The following is a 20,359-nucleotide window of genomic DNA, read 5'->3' as shown; positions in this document are numbered from 1 at the left end:
CCAAATACCCGCATCAACATGTGTGCAATGCTGCATACGGAAACGTGGCGGCCGCAAGAAACCAGCGCCTTCAGCACTTGGCCTAATTTGATAAAAATAACAAAAACAGCCAAATTTAGACGCAAGTATTCACCTATCCCTTACCCACGCAGCCAACTGAAAAATAGACGTGGAAACGATAAAAAAGCCTAGGCATCATCGTTAACAACCAGTAAGAACCACGCCAAATCAGCCTCAGACAGCGTTGTTACAAACTGGCGTATTCATCCGCAAGAATCGAAATTCAGGCCATGAACAGAAATTAAATTTCGGCCATAGATGGACAAGTCTCTGCGGACAAATTAACGATAGAGAAAAGGAATATGCATCATGAGTAAGGCTCTCGACGGCATCAAGATTATCGATTTCACGCATGTGCAGGCAGGCCCATCCTGCACTCAGCAATTGGCATGGTTCGGCGCAGATGTGACCAAGGTGGAGCGTCCCGGCTCAGGCGACGCCACCCGCACCTCGCTGCAAGACATCCCCGGCGTTGATGCACTGTATTTCACCATGCTGAACTGCAACAAGAAATCATTGACGCTCAATACCAAGACACCGCAAGGCAAGGAAGTGCTGGAAAAACTCATCGCGCAATCCGACATCATGGTGGAGAACTTCGCACCTGGCGTACTGGATCGCATGGGTTTTACCTGGGCGCACATCCAGAAGCTGAATCCACGCCTGATCCTGGCATCGGTCAAAGGCTTCAATGAAGGCCATTTCTACGAAGACTTGAAAGTCTACGACAACGTCGCGCAATGCGCAGGCGGATCAGCCACGACGACCGGCTTCTGGGACGGCCCACCGACTGTCAGCGGTGCCGCGCTGGGCGACAGCAACACCGGCATGCACCTGACCATAGGCATACTCGCAGCACTGCAACAACGTCATCACACCGGACTCGGACAAAAGGTTGCGGTATCGATGCAAGATGCCGTGTTGAATCTGTGCCGCGTCAAACTGCGCGATCAGCAACGTCTGGAAAGAACCGGCGTGCTGGAAGAGTATCCGCAATATCCGCACGGCACTTTTACTGATGTCGTACCGCGCGGTGGCAATGCCGGCGGTGGTGGCAATCCGGGTTGGGTACTCAAGTGTAAAGGTTGGGAGAACGATCCTAATGCCTATATCTACTTCACGATACAAGGCACTGCATGGCCGCAAACCTGCCGCGCCATCAACAAGGAAGAATGGATAGACAATCCTGAATACATGACAGCCTTGGCGCGTCAGGACAAGATTTTCGATATCTTTGCCTACATCGAAGATTGGCTCAAGGACAAAGATAAATTCGAAGCGATTGAAATCTTCCGCAAGTTCGACATTCCATGCGGTCCGGTATTGTCGATGAAAGAAATCGCCTACGATCCATCCTTGCGCAGAAGCGAAACCATCGTCGAAGTCGATCACAAGGTACGCGGCAAATACCTGACCGTTGGCAGCCCGATCAAGATGTCAGCCAACAAGGTAGAAATTACAGAGTCGCCTTTGCTCGGTGAACATACCGATGAAGTATTGACCAGCCTTGGTTATAACGCACAACAGATTGCAGAAATGCATGAAGCGCAAGCTGTGTAATCAAGTCTGACTTGCTCCACAAAAAAGCGCCGCAAGGCGCTTTTTCGCATTCGTATCACCTTGACATACAAGTTCATGGAAAGAATGTACGAACAAGGCATCAGGTATGATTTGCACAGATATTTAATTCCCGCCATTCATACGTATTCTGTTCACCATTCCTCATGCGCAAAATAACCGTCGGCCTCGTCGTTTTCCCACGCTTCCAGATGCTGGATATTGCAGCACCCAGCGATGCCTTTGCCGAAGTAAAAATACTCAGCGGCGGTAACTGTGAATATGAAATTCTGACCATCGCGACCACACGCGGACCGATACAGTCATCCAGCGGATTGACGATCATGCCGGATCGCACCATCTTCGATCCCTGCCCTCACTTCGATACGTTGATCGTACCAGGCGGGCTCGGCGTGTTCGACATACTGGAAGACACCACACTGACCGACTGGCTGGCCGCACAAGACGAAAGCTGCCGCCGCATAGGTGCCATCTGCAACGGCGTATTCGCGCTCGGTGCTGCCGGCATGATCAATGGCAAAACCGTGACTACACACTGGATGGATGCAGCGCGTCTGGCCAGCATGTTCCGCAAGGCCAAGGTGGAACCGGATCGCATTTACGTCAAGGATGATGCGCTCTACACCACGGCAGGCGTGACGGCCGGCATCGATCTGTCGCTGGCATTAATAGAAGAAGATTTCGGCAAGCAGATGGCGCTTGATGTCGCCAAATATTTGATCGTCTATTTGCGACGCGCAGGCGGCCAATCGCAATTCAGCCCGCTGCTGGAAGTACAGGTAGAAAACGATTCACCGGTCGCTGCAGTACAAAGCTATGTACTCGACAATCTGGAAGTCGAACATACCTTGCTAAGCATCGCCGAAGCCATGCAGATGAGCGCACGCAATCTTTCGCGCATCTTCAAGCAAGAGACAGGTTTGACGCTGATGAACTTCGTCAACGATGCGCGCATCGATGCGGCACGTCGTTATCTGGAAGCGACTGATCTCGGCTTGAGTGACATCGCACGTCGTTGTGGTCTCACCAACGCCGCCACATTGCGCCGCATTTTTTCCAAACGATTAGGTATCAGTCCTGCCGATTACCGGCAACGCTTCCATTCAGAAGAGCCGGTACAACGTTCATAAAACGAAATGGCAGTATCTACTTGATACCGGCCAGCGCACAGACTTCGCGCGTAATTGCACCGTCAGGTGCCGCCAACTCATTCAAGATCGTAAAGTGATTGCGCTGTGCCAGCGGCACCAACTTGCCAGGCAAGCCGCTACGCGCTGCGCCGAACTGCTCCGATTGTCTTTGCAACTCGGGTAGCTCGTCGGAGCCGTACATCAAGACCAGCGGATGCAAGCTCAAAGGTAAAGACAAGGGACTGAGCGACTGTACTTCATCATCGCTCAATTGCAGCTTATTGTTCAGGTAGCAAAGACGCACCGGCGCCAGATCATAAATCCCGCTGATCGCTACGCCACCGATGACACCTGGCTCATCCATACACATCGCCGTTAAATGACCACCGGCAGACCAGCCCGACACAATCATCCGATTCGGATCACCGCCAAAATCGGCAGCATGATTTTTCAGCCATGCAATCGATGCGCGTACTTCACTCACGATTTCTGTCAAAGACGCATCCGGTGCCAACGTATAACCAACCAAGGCCACATGCATGCCGTGTGCCAAAGGCCCCGCTGCCAGAAAACTAAAAGTCTCCTTCGCACGCATTTGCCAGTAACCACCGTGAATGAAAACCAGCAAAGGCCCCGGCTGGTCGCCGGCAAAGTAATCGATGCGATTACGCTCTGCCTGACCATAACGTAAATCCAGATGACTGCCGTACTCGGCACGCAAGGCCGCACTACGCTGATCAAAATCCTGCAACAGCGCACTGCTATTCGCCACTGCCAAAGAGTTGTTGTAACCAGCGTCCAGCGCTGCCTGATCCATCCCGCGATAAATCGGTGTCATGCTTTCCTATTCAATCAGGCTGTTATTCCCGCGAAGGTGGGAATCCTGTGCAATGGTAGCGTGAATTCTCACCTGCGGGCATGTCAAACAAAACTCATGCAGCGACCTTGCTCGACACATGGCTGGTCAGGTATTGCGTGATATCGCGACGTATCTCATTGAATTGAACCGCAGTGATATCGCGTGGACGTGCCAGCTCGAGCTTGATGTCTTCTTCAATCCGACCAGGGCCAGCGGTCATCACGACTACGCGATCCGACAACATCACCGCTTCTTCTACTGCATGTGTAACGAAGACGACGGTGACTTTGGTGCGCGCCCAGATTTCCAGCAAATCCTGCTGCAGCTTTTCACGCGTTAAAGCATCGAGTGCGCCAAAAGGTTCATCCATCAACAACACTTCGCAATCATTGGCCAGCACACGCGCAATCGCGACACGCTGCTTCATGCCACCGGACAATTGTCCCGGATAGTAATTGGCGAACTTGGTCAGACCAACCATGTCGGTGTAATACGCAGAAACTTCTTCCAGCTTGGCTTTCGGCAGATTGCGTTGACGTTGACCGAAGCCGATGTTTTCCTTCACCGTCAGCCACGGGAACAGACCGTAATCCTGAAACACCATGCCGCGCTCAGGACTAGGTCCATCGATAGGCATGCCATACATATTGGCGCTGCCTGACGACGTTGTTTCAAAGCCGGCCATGATGCGCAGCAGTGTCGATTTACCGCAACCGGAGGCACCGATCAGACAAACGAATTCACCCTTGTTGATAGTCAGATTCACTTCGCGCAATGCCTGCACGGTTTGTCCACCGATAGAGAAAACCTTGCTGACGCCTTTGATATCTATCGCTGGCAGCGGGCGACGTTCGGAGTAAGTATCAGACATGATGTTGCGGGCTCCATTTGAGTAAGTAGTTATTGATAGCAACCAGTATGCGATCCGTGCTGTAACCGACAATGCCGATCACAACCATGCCGGCGATCACCAGATCAGTACGCGACAACATGCGACCATCCATGATCACTGCGCCCAAACCTTCCGGCACACCGGTCATTTCACCCACCACGATCAAGATCCAGGCGAAGCCGTGACCGAGACGCAAGCCATTCAAGATGGATGGCATCGCAGCCGGCAACACCACCTGACGGAACAAGGACGAACCATTACAACCCAGCATCAGTGCCGCTTCAAACAAACGGTTATCAACTGCCTTCACGCCAAACGTTGTGTTGAACACAATCGGATAAAACGCGCCGAGGAACACCAGGAAGATCGCAGCATTAGGGCCGATGCCGAAGAAAATCATCGACAGCGGCAACCACGCCGTCACCGGCACTGGGCGCAACAACTGCAAGGTTGGATCAAACAAATCGCGGATCACCTTGATGCGACCAATCAGCAAGCCGAGTGGAATACCGACCAGCGCGGCAGCGAAGAAACCACCGTAGACACGCGTGACCGATTTCCACAGATGCAATGGCAGCGTTGCACTGAAAGCATCATCGTAGATACCGCCAAATGCGAAGTCGTACAACATCAGGCCAACTTCCTTCGGCAAAGGAATGAGCCGCGTACCGGACAGCTTCACACCAAAATGCCATCCCACTAACAGCAGCAGCGGCACGATCAATGGAGTCAGCCAACGCTTGATGCGCGGCCACACATCCGGCCTGACAATTTTCATTGGTAACTCGACGGTTTGTTCCACGATAAATCCTTCCAGATAATGCTTACTTAACTTGCTTACTTGATTTGTTGAATGAAGCTGGCATCAATGAAAGTGCCGTAGTCAGGCAATTGGCGGATCTGCTTTTTATCCAGCATTTGCGAACCGTAGTACTTGGCGCGTTTGATCCATTCGTCGTCCAGCTTCCAAGTCAACTCAACGTTAGGCGCTGCCAGTTCCGCTACTTTGGCCGGCAGACCCAGTTTCTGCTCTGTCATGGATACAAAGGCAGCACGATTCGCCATCGCGTATTCGGTTGCCTGACGATGGATCTTCAAGAACACCTTGATCAACTCCTGCTTGTTCTTGATGTTGTCGGCATGCGTAGTCATAACCATGTTGACGGTGCCGGTTGGTGTTGAATACGGATACTCGACGATCTTGCCGATGCCGCGGCTGACGCTGATCGATGGACCAGGTTCTGCACCGACGAAGGCATCGATATCGCCGCGCTCAAGTGCGGATGCCATTTCGCTGAAGGACACGCGTACCGGCGTGATGTCCTTGACCGTCATACCCTCTTGTTTCAAGCGATCGAGAATCACGACTTCCTGTGTAGAACCAGGCAGTATGCCAACACGGTGGCCTTTCAAATCCTTGATAGAAGCAATCTTGCTATCAGCACGTGCCACCACTGCCATGCCGCGATTGCATTGCGCCGCGACAATCACAATAGGTTCACCGGCTGCTGCACCCAGCGTTGCCGCTGCCAAGCCATAAGTACCGAAATCGACAGACTTGGTCGCGACTGCATTCTTGCCATCAGTCGGCGTCTCGAATGGAATCACTTCTATCTTGTAGCCCGGTGGCGTGAACTTGTCGTAGAAGTAAGGCGTGATGCCGTGCATCAGTTTGAGCGTACCAACACGAATCACCTGATCCGCGGCCAATGCTGATGTAGAGCCTGCAGCGTATGCAAACGATGCGGCAATCAGGGTGGCAATAAATTTTCTGCGAGAGTGCATGGCTGATCCTTTTAAAGTTGACGAGTAAGCTCACGTTCGACCTGCCAACACCAGATCGGTAATTAGAATACCTTCTTGTGTACAAGCTTAACTACGTCATAGCAAGGTCTGTGCCACTACGTTTCTTGTACGATTGATTAACAAAATGCTGACCACCGCAAGACTGAAACCTAGCTGTGTGCTGAATGAAAGCGCATCGTGTCGCACTGGTGCGCAATCGCACCACTTGAGTGCATTACATTGATGGCAGTTGAATAAATGAGTAAGACTGGAGTAATCGACTCAATGTCACTTGGAATAATTTGACGCGAGCACCCCATGAAAAACTTTATTGGAGTGCTCGGCCAAATTTTTTATAGATACTTAAGAGAGCAATCATCGGAGCAGCACGACTGCACTGCCCCGAGATATACATTAGAAGCGCTGGCGAATACCTACGCCAAAGCTGATACCACTAGCTTGATCTGTCAGCTTGTCATAACTGGCAACGGTATACACATCAGTGCGCTTGGAGAGGAAGTAGTCATATCCCAGCGAGGCTGTATTGCGCACGATAGACGACCTTACGTCTGAGCTTCCCAGCACCGCAGTGAAATCACCCTCTGCTTTGACATTGGTTCGCGCCCAGGAGGCCAATACAGAACCTTTACCTACAGGCACGCTAACGCCCAATTGAACCGTATTCGATTTCAAATCGTATTTACTGTCGTCGGCAGCACCAATCAATTTAGTCGTCGAATAATTCAACGTCCCAAACAGCTTCATGAATTGCATGTCATAAGCGCCACCAACAAACCAGGTGTCATTCTTGGACGCAGCCAAGGTATATGTCGCTCCGGTCACTTGGTTGTAAGGCGTAAATGTGAAGACCCGTGAATCGCCAGTGATAACGGAATCAACCGGATTGCTTACTTTGACAGACTGAAAATAGCCGCCGAACGAGAGCGGCCCTTTTGCATACATGGTATTCACGCCGTAATTATTCTTGCCCGACTTCCCTGCCTGCTCGCCAAGCTGCAAGAACAAGCTGGTGGTAAATCCACCGAGTTGCGGCGTAACGTACATGATCTCATTACTCCAAGCTGTATCACCAGAAACAGTCGCTGACCAGGCTTGGCCACGATAGCGACTTGAAGAAGTCTGTGTATGCAAGCCTAGCGGTGAAAAAGCGAATGAAGAACCGAATGGATTGAAAGTCAGTGTAGGGACGAAGTTAGGTGCAAGATCACGTCCCAATGACACACGACCAAATGAGCCTGAAAGTCCTACGTTGGCATCTCTCGCGAACATGGTGTCCGTATTGTTACGCCCCATACCGCCAACATCAGGACGAAAAAAACCAGTCAGTGCGAACTGCGCTTGCAAGCCACCGCCAAGTTCTTCAGTACCTTTGAAACCCCACCATGAGGTTTGCATGCCACTGCTATTGACCACTGATGTGCTCGCAGCATCACCGCTGCGCTTGATGGAACCAGCGTAGACATCCACCATACCGCCAACTTGTACATTGCTTTGCGCAAAGGCATTCATTGAAAATGCAGACGCGACAAGGCCTAGCACGCTGCCTATGGCAGCATGTTTTATTAACTTCATTGGAAACTCCCTAAAAGATGAACAGCGTTATTGCTGTATTAAAGGACGGGCATAGAATTACTCTCCACGTTTTGCCCAAGAGGCGAAACGACGCTCGATGAAAAATGGTATTCAGCGACCACCAACAATTTAGGTGGCATACCACATTAATCATTATTAAAAAGAGACATACTGCAAGTCTCTTTTCAAACTGACATAGCAGTTATCGTGCCAAGCGGCGTGTACGGATGAAACTGAAAATCAGTCTCGATTTTGGTGAAAATCACATGAATTTATTAAGAGGTATGCCACATAGTTGTGCGGAGAGTTACAAATAAAGGGCAATGTTGAAGGAATATGAAATCCAAGCTCACACGAACTACATCGTGATCAAGAAGCTAAATGATTGATGGATATTTCACGAAAAACATGATTTCTGACGATCATGTCACGTAAAGAAAAACTGAAGATATTGACTAAAGGTATGTGCTAATCACTGCGTCTGAGAACTTTTGACTTGCGAAATGGCGTGTTTAAAGCATCAATCGATTAAATAAAAAAAAGCCGCAAGACCAACGGTCATGCGGCTTCTTATTAGATAAGGCGCCAACTACATTTTTTCAAAAATCCCTGCCGCGCCCATACCTGTACCCACGCACATCGTCACCATGCCGTACTTCAAATTTTTGCGACGCAAGGCATGCACGACAGTAGCGGAACGGATCGCACCAGTTGCTCCCAGCGGATGACCCAAAGCTATCGCACCGCCCATAGGATTAACCTTGGACGGATCCAAGCCAAGATCCTGAATCACTGCCAATGCTTGCGCTGCGAAGGCTTCATTCAATTCTATCCAGTCCATCTGATCCTGCTTCAGCCCGGCTGCGCATAAAGCAGCAGGAATCGCTTCCTTCGGCCCTATGCCCATGATTTCCGGCGGCACGCCACGAACAGCAAATGAGACAAAGCGCGCCAGCGGTGTCAGGTTGAATTGCTTGAGGATTTTTTCACTGACCAGAATCAGCGCGCCTGCACCATCGGAGGTTTGCGAGCTGTTGCCTGCGGTGACCGAACCTTTCGGTGAAAACACCGGACGCAGTTTGCCTAGCGCTTCGAGATTGGTGTCGGCACGCGCACCTTCATCCATATTCACAAGACGCGTAGTGACATCGATCTGCCCGCTCGAAAGATTAGGGAAACGTTCGACGATCTCGACCGCCGTCATTTCATTATTGAATTCACCGCTTTGCTGCGCCGCTAATGCTTTCAGGTGTGAATTCAGCGCAAACTGATCCTGCGCCTCACGCGTCACCTTCCATTGCGTAGCGACCCGCTCGGCAGTCAGGCCCATGCCGTACGCCATGCCGATGTTCTCTTCCTTGAAGATACCCATATTCATCGCAGGATGGTGACCCATCATAGGCACCATGGACATAGACTCGGCACCAGCGGCGATCATCACATCAGCTTCGCCGACACGAATACGATCCGCTGCCATTGCAATCGCGGTCAGGCCGGAAGCGCAATAACGATTGACGGTCACGCCACCAACTGTCTTCGGCAAGCCTGCCAACAGCACGGCCATGCGCGCCATATTCAAGCCCTGCTCTGCTTCCGGGAAGGAACAGCCGACTATCGCATCCTCGATCAGATTCGGATCAAGGGAAGGCACTTGCGCCAAAGCCGATTGCAATGCATGCACCAGCAAATCATCCGGCCGCGTATTCTTGAACATCCCGCGCGGCGCCTTGCCGATAGGCGTACGTGTCGCTGCAACGATGTAGGCATCTTGAAGTTGTTTGCTCATCTTCTGCTCCTGATCAGTTACGCACTGGTTTACCGGTCTGCATCATGCCCATGATGCGTTCCTGGGTTTTCGGATTGTTCAGCAGTTCCATAAACGCCTTGCGCTCATGATCGAGCAGCCATTGTTCATCGACCAGACTGCCTTGCTCCACTTCACCGCCTGTCACCACTTCTGCGATCATCATGCCGAGCTTGTAGTCATGCGCAGAAATAAAACCACCGTCACGCATATTCAATAGCTGCGCACCTATAGTCGCCAGGCCGTATTTACCGGTCACTGGCACCAAGGCTTTACGCGGAGCACGGTAACCAGCATCGAACATCGCACGCGCCTGTGTCTTCGCGATATGCAGCAATTCATAAGCATTGAAGACGATGATGTCATCGCTCTTCAGGTAGCCCATGGTTTGCGCTTCCAGTGCGGAACGCGAAACGGCTGCGGTGGCCGCATTCATATAATAGTTTTTCAGGAACTGCAGGATGTCATTGCCGCGTGCATCGTTGGCCGCACGTGCTGCCGCTTCCTTCAGACCACCACCGGCCGGGATCAAACCGACGCCAACTTCAACCAGACCGATATACGACTCTATCGATGCAACACGTTTGGCTGCGTGCAGCAATAATTCGCAACCGCCACCGAGTGCAAGACCCGCGACTGCTGCGACTACCGGTACATTCGCATACTTCAATGCCTGATGTGCTTGCTGCAATTTGACGACTTCCGGCTCGATCGCCTTGACGCCACCGGACATGAAGAGTGGCAGCATCGATTGCAAGTCAGCACCAGCCGAGAACGCGCCGCCTTCGGCAGCATCTGCGTGCCAAATCACCAGACCTTTGTAATTCTTTTCTGCTTCGTCTATCGCTTGCTTGATGCCTGCTGTCACGCCAGCACCGATCACATGCATCTTGGTCTTGAAGGACAGAATCAACACTTCATCATCCTGATGCCAGATGCGTACCGATTCATCTTCAAAGACTGTCGTACCAGCCGTGCGACCGTTTGTACCTTGATCACCAAGCAATGCAGCACGGAAGACCTGACGTTGATAGACAGGTAGATTAGAACGCGGGATGTTTTTCTTTTGCTTAGGCGACCATGAACCGTCAGCTGCATGCACGCCATCACGTCCATCGAAGACCCAGGCTGGCAATGGTGCATTGCTGAGCGCCTTGCCTGCATCAATATCTTCTTTGACCCAGGTTGCGATTTGCTGCCAGCCTGCAGCTTGCCAGGTTTCAAACGGACCGTTGTTCCAGCCGAAACCCCAACGCAAAGCGAAATCGACATCACGCGCATTGTCAGCTATCGATTCCAGATGCACTGCGATGTAGTGGAAAGCATCGCGGAAGATCGCCCACAGGAATTGTGCTTGCGGGTTGGTCGAATCATGCAGCGCCTTCATGCGCTTGGCCGGATCTTTTTCTTTCAGAATGCGCGCAACCAGATCGTCTGCCTTGCCACCGCCAGTGACGTAATCAGCCTTGGTCGGATCAATGCGCAAAATATCCTTGCCGACTTTTTTATAGAAACCGGCACCGGCTTTTTGACCGAGTGCACCACCGCCTATCAGCTTGGTGAGGACGTCTGGTGTTTTATACACAGGAAAGAACGGATCGTTCTGCAGTGTGTTCTGCATCGTCGTGATCACATGCGCCATCGTATCCAAACCGACCACATCAGCGGTACGGAAAGTGCCTGATTTGGCACGACCTAATTTACTACCGGTCAGGTCATCCACGACATCGACGGCAAGGCCGAACTTCTCTGCCTCGTGCATGGTTGCCAGCATGCCGAAGATACCGACACGGTTGGCAATGAAGTTAGGTGTATCGAAGGCACGTACTACGCCTTTGCCCAAGGTCGAGGTGAGGAAGCCTTCCAGTTGATCCAGAATTTCAGGCTTGGTTGCAACGGTAGGAATCAATTCCACCAGATGCATATAACGTGGCGGATTGAAGAAATGCACGCCGCAGAAATGCGCTTTCAAATTCGCATCGAAACCATTCGACAATTCCGTAATCGACAAGCCCGATGTATTCGATGCAAAGATCGCATGGGCACCGATATGCGGCGCGACCTTTTTATACAGATCATGCTTCCAGTCCATACGCTCGGCAATGGCTTCGATGATCAGATCGCACTCTTTCAGTTTTTCCAGATCATCTTCGTAATTCGCCACTTCTATCAATGCCGCGTAATCGACATTGGCCAACGGCGCAGGGCTGAGTTTTTTCAGATTCTCGATGGCACGCAATACGATGCCATTCTTGTTGCCGTCTTTGGCTGGCAGGTCGAACAATACGACCGGCACTTTGGCGTTGACGCAATGCGCGGCAATTTGTGCGCCCATCACGCCAGCGCCCAATACAGCGACTTTCTTGACGATGAAATTTGACATACCTAAACCTCTCAATGAGTGATGCGTACGCTTCGTTTTAATCGCAATGTGTTTGTTTCAAGCTCAAAACAATTCGGCATCCAATGCCATCAAGCTAGCCGAACCGGAACGCGCCTGACGGATCAGCATCGCGGTTTCCGGCAACAGTCGCGCGAAATAGAAGCGCGCAGTGCCCAGTTTTGATTTGTAGAATGGATCGCTGTCGTCCTGCTTCGCTAGTGCAATCTTTGCCATCTGCGCGAAGAAGTAGGCATAGACCAGATGTCCGGCCACGCGCAGATATGGCACGGCTGCGGCACCGACTTCATCCGGATTCTGGAAAGCCTTCATGCCAATTTCCATCGTCAACTTGGTGACCTTGTCGGCCAGATCAGCCAGCGGCGTAATGAATTCTGACATCGCTTCATCGGTGCCATTTTCTTCAACGAACGCTTGTATCTTCGCGCCAAATTTACGCAACTTGGCGCCGTTATCCATCAGGATTTTCCGGCCCAGCAAATCCAGCGACTGGATGGTGTTAGTGCCTTCGTAAATCATGTTGATGCGCGAATCGCGTACGTATTGCTCCATACCCCATTCGGAGATGAAGCCGTGGCCGCCGTACACCTGCATCGCTTCTGAAGTGGATATCCAGCCGTTGTCGGTGAGGAAGGCTTTGATGATAGGCGTCAGCAGCGCGACTTCATCGACTGCTTCAGCACGTACTGCAGGATCAGGATGATTCAATTCCTTGTCGATCTGCAGCGCAACGTAAGAGCTGAACGCGCGACCGCCTTCGGCATAGGCTTTGGCCGTCAACAACATGCGACGTACATCTGGATGCACGATGATGGGATCAGCCGGTTTGTTAGTTGCCTTAGGACCAGTCAAGCTGCGCATTTGCAGGCGATCCTTCGCGTAGATCAAGGCATTCTGATACGCGACTTCCGTCAAACCCAGCGATTGCATGCCGACACCAAGGCGCGCTGCATTCATCATGACGAACATCGCGTTCAAGCCCTTGTTCGGCTCACCGATCAACCAACCGGTCGCACCGTCGATATTCATCTGGCAGGTAGCATTGCCGTGGATGCCCATCTTCTCTTCCAGCGCACCACAGAAAATAGGATTGCGCGCACCCAACTTGCCATCGGCATCCGGCAGAAATTTGGGCACGATGAAGAGTGAGATACCTTTGGTACCTTCCGGTGCATCCGGCAAACGTGCCAGCACCAGATGCAAGATGTTGGCGGCCATATCGTGTTCGCCGGCCGAGATGAATATTTTGCTACCAGTGATTTTGTAAGAACCATCCGCCTGCGGTTCAGCCTTGGAGCGCAACAGGCCGAGATCGGTACCGCATTGTGCCTCGGTCAAACACATGGTGCCGGTCCATTCGCCAGAAACCAGCTTAGGCAGGTACAGCGCTTTTTGCTGTTCGGTGCCGTGTGCATACAGGCACTCATACGCGCCGTGCGACAAACCCGGATACATGGTCCAGGCCTGGTTCGACGAGTTCAGCATTTCATAGAACGAATTCTGCAAGACCATAGGCAAGCCCTGGCCGCCGTATTCGGGGTCGCAGGTCAGCGATGGCCAGCCGGCAGCTACATATTGCTCGTAGGCGGCTTTGAATCCTTTGGGCGGGGTAACTTCGTGCGTGGCGGTATCGAGCTTGCAACCTTCGCGGTCGCCGGTATGGTTCAGCGGGAACAAGACTTCTGAAGTGAACTTGCCACCTTCTTCCAGCACCTGGTTGATGATGTCGGCATCGATGTCCGCATGCTTGGGTAAAACCTTCAACTCATCTTCGACATGTAGTAATTCGTGCAGCACAAATTGCATATCACGTAACGGTGCAATGTATTGACCCATCTATGTCTCCTCGCGGCTGATTATTGACTTGCTAGTTGAATACTAGCGCATGACAGCGGCTTTGGCTCCGCCCTTCTCAAACTATTGATTCGTCTTGTCCAGCAGGCGTCGATCGCGTTTGGTCGGTCGCCCCTTGATTGTCAAACCCGGCTCCTTGAAGAATTTTCGTTTCTCCGCTTCCTGCTGCCGTTTGGCCAGACTTTGCTCCGTTTCCACATACAGCTTCTGGGCCATCTCGGCCGAGCCGCGTACATCCGACAAAGCCTGTACAAGCACTTCCCACTCGGTTGCGCCATTATCGATCTGCAAAACATCGCCACATTTAACGTTGCGCGCCGGCTTGATGCGATCCCGGTCCAGTTTTACCTTGCCGTTATCGACCGCATCGGTCGCCAGAGTGCGCGTTTTAAAGAATCGCGCTGCCCATAACCACTTATCGATACGAACATTTTCTATAGCCATGAAGACCGATTATTAACTCAATGGGAAAACACCATTCTATGCAAAAAGTCACGGCGCCGGGCGCTGGCAATAAAATCAACTATGGCTGAAAAATACGTACAGCCAGCTGTCATGGAGTAATCTGCGTTTTACGCATGATTAAAATGCAAGCCAGAAACGTTATCAATGCGCCATCACCTTCCAGATTCAAAGTCTTGAAAGGAAGCAAAAATTGACAACCGACACGCGCCAACTCAAAACATGGCTGGCAGCAACTGCCCGCAAGGATGGCGACGCCTTCCGTTCACTCTACGATGCAACATCCTCGAAACTGTTTGGCTTCGCGCTGCGTATATTAGTTAAGCGCGAACTAGCAGAAGACGTCATACAGGAAAGCTTCATCAGCATCTGGAACAATGCCGCCAGCTATCAAGCTGGTCTGGCAGCACCAATGACCTGGATGACAACAATCGTGCGCAACAAGGCTTTCGATGCCTTGCGCCGTCTGGATGGCGCAGTCGAAATTGATGCGGACAATTTTGACAAGGAAGTGATGGACGCATTGGAAAGCATCGATCCAACTCCGATCGAAGCATTGCAGATATCAGATGAGTCGAAAGCCTTGGCACGCTGTTTCGCCAAACTGGAAAGCATGCACAGGCAAGCAATTGCATTGGCGTTTTATCACGACTTGTCGCATAGCGAAGTCGCCACACAATTGGCATTGCCCATCGGCACCGTCAAAACCTGGGTACGGCGCGGACTGGAACGTCTGCGCCTGTGCCTGACCAAACTGGAGGGCGTATGAGTATTCGGCAGAACGTCCGACACAATGCAAGGCTGCGCGAAATGCTCGCAGCCGAATATGCACTCGGCACATTAAAGGGTGGCGCACGTCGTCGGCTCGAATCATGGCTGGATGAAGATGCCGCGCTCAGATTCGCCATTACAGAATGGCAGGATAGACTGAATCCAATGTCCGAATTTGCCGTGCAAGCACATCCATCGCCGGAAGTATGGCGTGCCATTTCGAAAAAAATCGGATTGCAAAAAACAGAGCACCAGAGCAAAAAATCCTTCTGGCTGAATTTACGCGAGGATTTAAGTTTCTGGCGCGGCCTCGGCATGGCATCGACTGCACTTGCCACCATCTTGATCGCCGTCTTGCTCACTAAACAGCCAGAAATTACACCACCGGCAGCACCGACCTATGTCGCCATGCTGGCTGATGATAAAGCACAAGCAATTGCGCTGGTAACCGGCGATGCTGCTCACAAGAAAATGGTGATCAAGCTCGTGAAACAGCAAACGATAGCCGCCAACAAGAGTCTGGAACTATGGGCCGTACCTAAAGAAGGTCCGCCACGCTCGCTCGGCTTGATCGCAAGCGATGGCAGCATCACATTGCCACTGCCTGAAGGCACAACGCCGGAAACCATACCTTTGCTGGCCGTCACACTGGAACCCAAAGGCGGCTCACCTAATCCGAACGGTCCAACCGGACCTATCGTCTTCAAAGGTGCTTGGCTGAACATCTAGATAGATGAAAAAAAAAGCGTATGTATCGCGATAACAGGCGATGCATACGCTCTTTTATTTTGCACTCGTCTCAGCGGAAATCTTGATCACGCTTGCAAGATCATGACGACACGTTGGGTTATGGAACCGGCTTCACAAACAAACGCGAGAAACTCGCAATACTCGCAATGGCAGCGAAACCAGCGCCCAAACCCAAGGCCAGAGTTTCACCATGCGCTTGGGAAATGGTAAAGCAAAATGCCGCCAATGCGGCACCTGAAGCCTGACCTATCAAACGTGAAGTAGCCACCACACCGCTCGCACTGCCACCACGCGCAGGCGGCGCGCTACTCATGATCGCGCGCAGATTCGGCGCTTGGAAGAAACCAAAACCGATACCGCACACGGCCATACGCCAGCAAATATCGAAGGTCGTTGCATCGGGCGAGATCAGAACCAGCGAGATCATGCCGGCCGACAATGCCGACAAGCCAATTCCACCCAACATGCCCGGCGGATAATGATCACTCAGGCGTCCCGCAATCGGCGCCATGATGCCAACCAGTACCGCCCATGGCGTAATCAGGAATCCTGTCTCCACCGCAGAACGACCCAGCACTGCTTCAAAATAAAATGGCAAAGAAACGAAGGCCAGACTTTGCGTCGCAAAAGTACACACCGCCGTAAATGAAGAAAGTGCAAACAGCGGACGACGGAACAAATCGACCGGTAACATCGGTGCACTATGACCTCTTTGTCTATGCAATAGCAGAGCAAAGAAAATCAAGGCGCCCACGACTTCCAGCGCAACTGTTCTGGCATCACTCAAATGTGCGCCCTCGCCGATCGCAAGTATCAACAAACCGAAGGCACCCACGTTGTAGAGTGCCGTCAAGAAATCGAATTTATGTGTCGCGCGCTGCGTATGCGGCAAGACTCTACGCGCCAGGAAGAATGCAAGCAGACCCAGCGGCACATTAATCGCAAACAGCCATGGCCAAGGTGCCACTGACAGGATCAAGGATGCAGCAGTCGGCCCGATTGCGAACGCTACCGCCACCACCAATGCATTCGTACCCAAGCCGCGGCCCAGCATCTTGGCCGGATAAATCGAGCGCAACAAGGCTGTATTAACACCCATGATGGCGCTGGCACCCACACCTTGGCAAAAGCGTGCAATGACCAAAGTCGGCAATGACCATGCGTAAGCGCAAGCCAAGGACGCCAGGGTGAAGAGCAGCAAACCGAAAATACACACGCGGCGATAACCCAGAATTTCACCCAGCGCGGCAAAAGGCAACAAGGTCGCCACCATCGCGAGTTGATAAATATTCACGATCCAGACAGAGTCAGCAGGCGTAGTCCCCAACTGACTGGCCATCGCCGGCAAAGCCGTATTGGCAATCGCCGTATCCAGCGATGCCATGGCGACACCAATAGCGACCGAGACTATCGCCCATCGTCGCTCGGCAATTGGCAAGCCGTCACTCTCTATTGCATCCCGATTCACAACATCGCCATTCTGCTTGACCATTTTTATCCAACCCGCTTATCGGACGTCGAAATAATTGTGGCGCCGACAACATTGATTTACTTCTTCAATGCCTATCAGCGCCACTTAAGACTTAGTAGTTTAAATCTATTTTCAATCGCACGTCGGCGATGGTCTTTGCCGCAATCCACGGCCTGAAAAACCAGACAGCACGAAAAGAAATGGAAAGAAATTTAAACGAAGTGAGAAACCATCATTCGAACTATTCGTTCGATTTCCCCCAGGTCATTACACGCATGAGGTTTTTGTAAATGAAATAGGAGAAGCGATAAAAGATGCGCTTGTACAGAGGAATGTTGGCGTACTCGTCCCAGTTCATCGCCACGCCATCGACTATGCCCTGTTCTATATGCGCGCGCAGGTTTTGTGCGAACTCGGTATCGAGCACCACTACATTGGCTTCCTGATTCAGGAACAGGCTGAAGCCATCGCAATTGCTCGAACCAACGGTAGCCCAGGTGTCGTCAATCACTGCCACCTTGCCATGCAGATGCGTCTTGCGATATTCAACTATCTTGACGCCTGCCTTCAATAATCCGCGATAAAAGGAACGCGCCACCACATCCTGAAAACGGTAGTGCCCTATCCCCAACAAGAGCGTGACATCAACGCCGCGCCTAGCAGCAGACGCCAGACCGTTACGCAATTTACGCCCAGGCGCAAAGTAAGGATTGGCCAGTAACGCAGAATGACGCGCACTACCCAAAGCTTTCAGATATGCAGCTTGTATCGTGCGGCGATTACGCAAGTTGTCGCGCATCACCAGACCCGCCACCATAGGTTCGCGCGTATCGTCAGGATGACGCTGACGCTGCTCTTTGAACGTCGCCCAACGCGTACGCCAACTCAGACTACCGAGGCGCGCCCAATGTACCGCCACATCCCAATGTATGTTGGCAACCAAAGGACCAGTAATACGTACGGCAAAATCCCAGCGCGGTGCCGGCAGTGCAATATTCACATCGCCATCATCGTGCATATCGTCAACGATATTCAATCCGCCAAGAAAAGCTTCCAGCCTATCCACTACGCAGACTTTTCTATGCATGCGGGCGATGCCACGGATAAACAAGGGATTAAAGCTGCGATGCTCTATACCCAGCTTTTGAAATTCGCGCTGCAATAATGCAGATTCTTTATTGCCAGTCCCCAGCCAATCAGTCAGCACATTCACGATCACGCCACGTTGTGCCGCGCGTGCCAGTGCTGCCTTGATCTCATTGGCCGTATCGTCAGCCGCGAAAATATACGTCTCGAGATAAATTTCCTGCACGGCTGCATCAAAGGCTTTGATCAGCGCAGGAAAATACTCTCCGCCACAGTGCAGGAGCTGGATATCGTTATTACCGACAAAACTGACTGGACGCATAAATGGGAATGCCTTGCTATGAATGGTGCGTCGGATACGCAGGCGTTACCTGTGCCAACTGTTTTCTAAAGCACGCCTACATCTTCAAGACGCGCTTGCCGTTCTATCGACGGCCTATTCAACCATATCCTACTTCAGCTCCAAGGTCGCAACGATGGGCGCATGGTCAGACAACTTGGCCCACATCGCACCATGCAAGACTTCCGCTGATTCTACTTTGAAACCGCGCACATAAATCCGATCCAGTTGCAGAAATGGCATAGCCGCTGGAAAGGTACGTGCAGGTTGTATCTTGGGACCGCGCCCGCTCAATTGACGCAAATAAGTGCCAAAGCCGCGTCGTGAAAGATTCTCATCAAACACTTCCGTCACACCCAGGCGTGCACGCAACTCTGCACTCAAGTGATTGCCCCAATCGTTGAAATCGCCAGCGATGATCAGCGGCGCATCAGGAGGAGTCGAACTGGACACGGCATCGATCAAGGCATCGGTCTGACGTTTTCTGCTACCGGCAAACAAGCCCAGATGAATCACAAAACAATGCACGTCCGCTTCCGGCGCGCGCACCACGCAATGCAAGATGCCGCGCGACTCGTACTTGTGATCAGAAATATTCTGATTATGCGATGACAGAATCGGGAAGCAACTGAGCAAGGCATTGCCGTGATGACCGTGGTCATACACCGCATTCATGCCATACGCGCATTCGTGCGAATCGCCAGCCAGAAAATCCTGCTGCGACAGCTCAGGCCAATCGGTCGCGTGCTTCAAGGCATACAAATCGTGTCGCCCCTGCACTTCTTGCAGAAACAAGACATCCGATTGCATTGCACTGATCGCCTGCTTCAAGGCATGGACGCGCGAGCGACGGCCAAAGGAAGACACTCCCTTGTGAATGTTGTAAGTCGTAATGCGAAGTTTCATGCTGTTGTATGGCCTAACTACTAAATAAAATCAGAATCGGCATCCATCAGATGAAAAACAATCTGGGTCAAAGCTTGCGGTACCTCGGTAACTGCAAAATCGCTTCGGCATTCGATGATGAAAAACACTTATCTGCCGCCTCTCTGTGCGGCAGCCATACAAAGTTCAAATGCTCACGCGGCGCCAATACTATCGGTATATCGCGCGGCACCTGCAAGCCGAATACATGCTCGGTATTTTGCGTCACGCCGGGCGCATAACGATGCCGCCACACCGGATAGATGTCATAAACATTGGAAAGTTGCCAATCCTGCAGATTTTCCAATGGAACTGACGATGACAACGCACCTTGTTGGGGCGACGATGTTGCTGGTGTAGATAGATTCTGTACAACAATCCCAGTTTCTTCGCCCACTTCCCGTATCGCCGTTTCCAGCAAAAGCTCGTCTGCCACATCCTTGGAACCCGTCACAGACTGCCAGAATCCGGGCTTATCCGCGCGTTCTATCAACAATACATCCAGATTGGCGGTATGGATGACAACCAATACGGATTCAGGAATTTTGTAAGACACAGTCATTGCAAATCGTTTCTTTCAAACGGCAAACGATACAGGA

At 51.8% G+C, this 20,359-nt stretch carries 17 protein-coding genes; 4 read left to right on the top strand and 13 right to left on the bottom strand.

Annotated elements, in window-relative coordinates:
- The first annotated feature begins 369 nt into the window (after positions 1-369).
- Both frc and AC07N2_RS07375 read left to right on the top strand, forming a co-directional pair.
- Positions 370-1,620 (top strand): formyl-CoA transferase, encoded by a 1,251-nt coding sequence (gene frc / locus AC07N2_RS07380; protein WP_494777658.1) that lies wholly within the window; start codon positions 370-372, stop codon positions 1,618-1,620.
- A 164-nt stretch (positions 1,621-1,784) separates the two neighbouring features.
- On the top strand, positions 1,785-2,768 hold the full coding sequence (locus AC07N2_RS07375; RefSeq protein WP_494777657.1) for a GlxA family transcriptional regulator: 984 nt from the start codon (positions 1,785-1,787) through the stop codon (positions 2,766-2,768).
- Between the two features lie 16 nt (positions 2,769-2,784).
- Here AC07N2_RS07375 and AC07N2_RS07370 read toward each other — a convergent pair whose 3' ends face one another.
- From AC07N2_RS07370 to AC07N2_RS07330, 9 genes are all read right to left on the bottom strand, one after another.
- Entirely contained in the window at positions 2,785-3,606 is an 822-nt protein-coding gene (locus AC07N2_RS07370; RefSeq protein WP_494777656.1) for an alpha/beta hydrolase, read from the bottom strand.
- Between the two features lie 94 nt (positions 3,607-3,700).
- Positions 3,701-4,498: an ABC transporter ATP-binding protein gene (locus tag AC07N2_RS07365; RefSeq protein ID WP_494777655.1), complete on the bottom strand. Its 798-nt coding sequence runs from the start codon at positions 4,496-4,498 to the stop codon at positions 3,701-3,703.
- Positions 4,491-5,321, bottom strand: coding sequence for an ABC transporter permease (locus tag AC07N2_RS07360; protein WP_231949358.1), 831 nt, complete (start codon positions 5,319-5,321; stop codon positions 4,491-4,493). The genes AC07N2_RS07365 and AC07N2_RS07360 overlap by 8 nt, the downstream gene beginning before the upstream one ends.
- 35 nt (positions 5,322-5,356) lie before the next feature.
- The gene (locus AC07N2_RS07355; RefSeq protein ID WP_494777654.1) at positions 5,357-6,304 is read right to left on the bottom strand and encodes an ABC transporter substrate-binding protein; all 948 of its coding nucleotides are present in this window, start codon (positions 6,302-6,304) and stop codon (positions 5,357-5,359) included.
- A 414-nt stretch (positions 6,305-6,718) separates the two neighbouring features.
- Entirely contained in the window at positions 6,719-7,897 is a 1,179-nt protein-coding gene (locus tag AC07N2_RS07350; RefSeq protein WP_494777653.1) for a porin, read from the bottom strand.
- 589 nt (positions 7,898-8,486) lie between these two features.
- Positions 8,487-9,683, bottom strand: coding sequence for an acetyl-CoA C-acyltransferase (locus AC07N2_RS07345; RefSeq protein ID WP_494777652.1), 1,197 nt, complete (start codon positions 9,681-9,683; stop codon positions 8,487-8,489).
- Between the two features lie 13 nt (positions 9,684-9,696).
- Positions 9,697-12,084, bottom strand: a complete 2,388-nt coding sequence (locus AC07N2_RS07340; protein WP_494777651.1) for a 3-hydroxyacyl-CoA dehydrogenase/enoyl-CoA hydratase family protein — start codon at positions 12,082-12,084, stop codon at positions 9,697-9,699.
- Positions 12,085-12,147: 63 nt separating this feature from the next.
- Positions 12,148-13,938: an acyl-CoA dehydrogenase C-terminal domain-containing protein gene (locus AC07N2_RS07335; protein WP_076593308.1), complete on the bottom strand. Its 1,791-nt coding sequence runs from the start codon at positions 13,936-13,938 to the stop codon at positions 12,148-12,150.
- 81 nt (positions 13,939-14,019) lie between these two features.
- Entirely contained in the window at positions 14,020-14,400 is a 381-nt protein-coding gene (locus tag AC07N2_RS07330; protein WP_494777650.1) for an RNA-binding S4 domain-containing protein, read from the bottom strand.
- A gap of 211 nt (positions 14,401-14,611) precedes the next feature.
- Between AC07N2_RS07330 and AC07N2_RS07325 the strand changes: the two genes are divergently transcribed.
- Both AC07N2_RS07325 and AC07N2_RS07320 read left to right on the top strand, forming a co-directional pair.
- Positions 14,612-15,187, top strand: a complete 576-nt coding sequence (locus AC07N2_RS07325; RefSeq protein WP_494777649.1) for a sigma-70 family RNA polymerase sigma factor — start codon at positions 14,612-14,614, stop codon at positions 15,185-15,187.
- On the top strand, positions 15,184-15,918 hold the full coding sequence (locus AC07N2_RS07320) for an anti-sigma factor (RefSeq protein ID WP_494777648.1): 735 nt from the start codon (positions 15,184-15,186) through the stop codon (positions 15,916-15,918). The genes AC07N2_RS07325 and AC07N2_RS07320 overlap by 4 nt, the downstream gene beginning before the upstream one ends.
- Before the next feature lie 118 nt (positions 15,919-16,036).
- On the opposite strand, the gene AC07N2_RS07315 is transcribed toward AC07N2_RS07320, so the two are convergent.
- The 4 genes from AC07N2_RS07315 to nudB form a co-directional block, all read right to left on the bottom strand.
- Positions 16,037-17,431, bottom strand: a complete 1,395-nt coding sequence (locus AC07N2_RS07315; protein ID WP_494777647.1) for an MFS transporter — start codon at positions 17,429-17,431, stop codon at positions 16,037-16,039.
- Between the two features lie 220 nt (positions 17,432-17,651).
- The gene (locus AC07N2_RS07310) at positions 17,652-18,818 is read right to left on the bottom strand and encodes a phospholipase D-like domain-containing protein (RefSeq protein WP_494777646.1); all 1,167 of its coding nucleotides are present in this window, start codon (positions 18,816-18,818) and stop codon (positions 17,652-17,654) included.
- A gap of 129 nt (positions 18,819-18,947) precedes the next feature.
- Positions 18,948-19,742, bottom strand: a complete 795-nt coding sequence (locus AC07N2_RS07305) for an endonuclease/exonuclease/phosphatase family protein (protein WP_494777645.1) — start codon at positions 19,740-19,742, stop codon at positions 18,948-18,950.
- Between the two features lie 67 nt (positions 19,743-19,809).
- Positions 19,810-20,322 carry a dihydroneopterin triphosphate diphosphatase gene (gene nudB, locus AC07N2_RS07300; protein ID WP_494777644.1) on the bottom strand — a complete coding sequence of 171 codons (513 nt, stop codon included), beginning with the start codon at positions 20,320-20,322 and terminating at the stop codon, positions 19,810-19,812.
- Positions 20,323-20,359: the final 37 nt, after the last annotated feature.

The organism is Herminiimonas sp. GW821-FHT09C12 (assembly GCF_059416385.1).
This window is presented reverse-complemented; position numbering and strand designations above follow the sequence as displayed.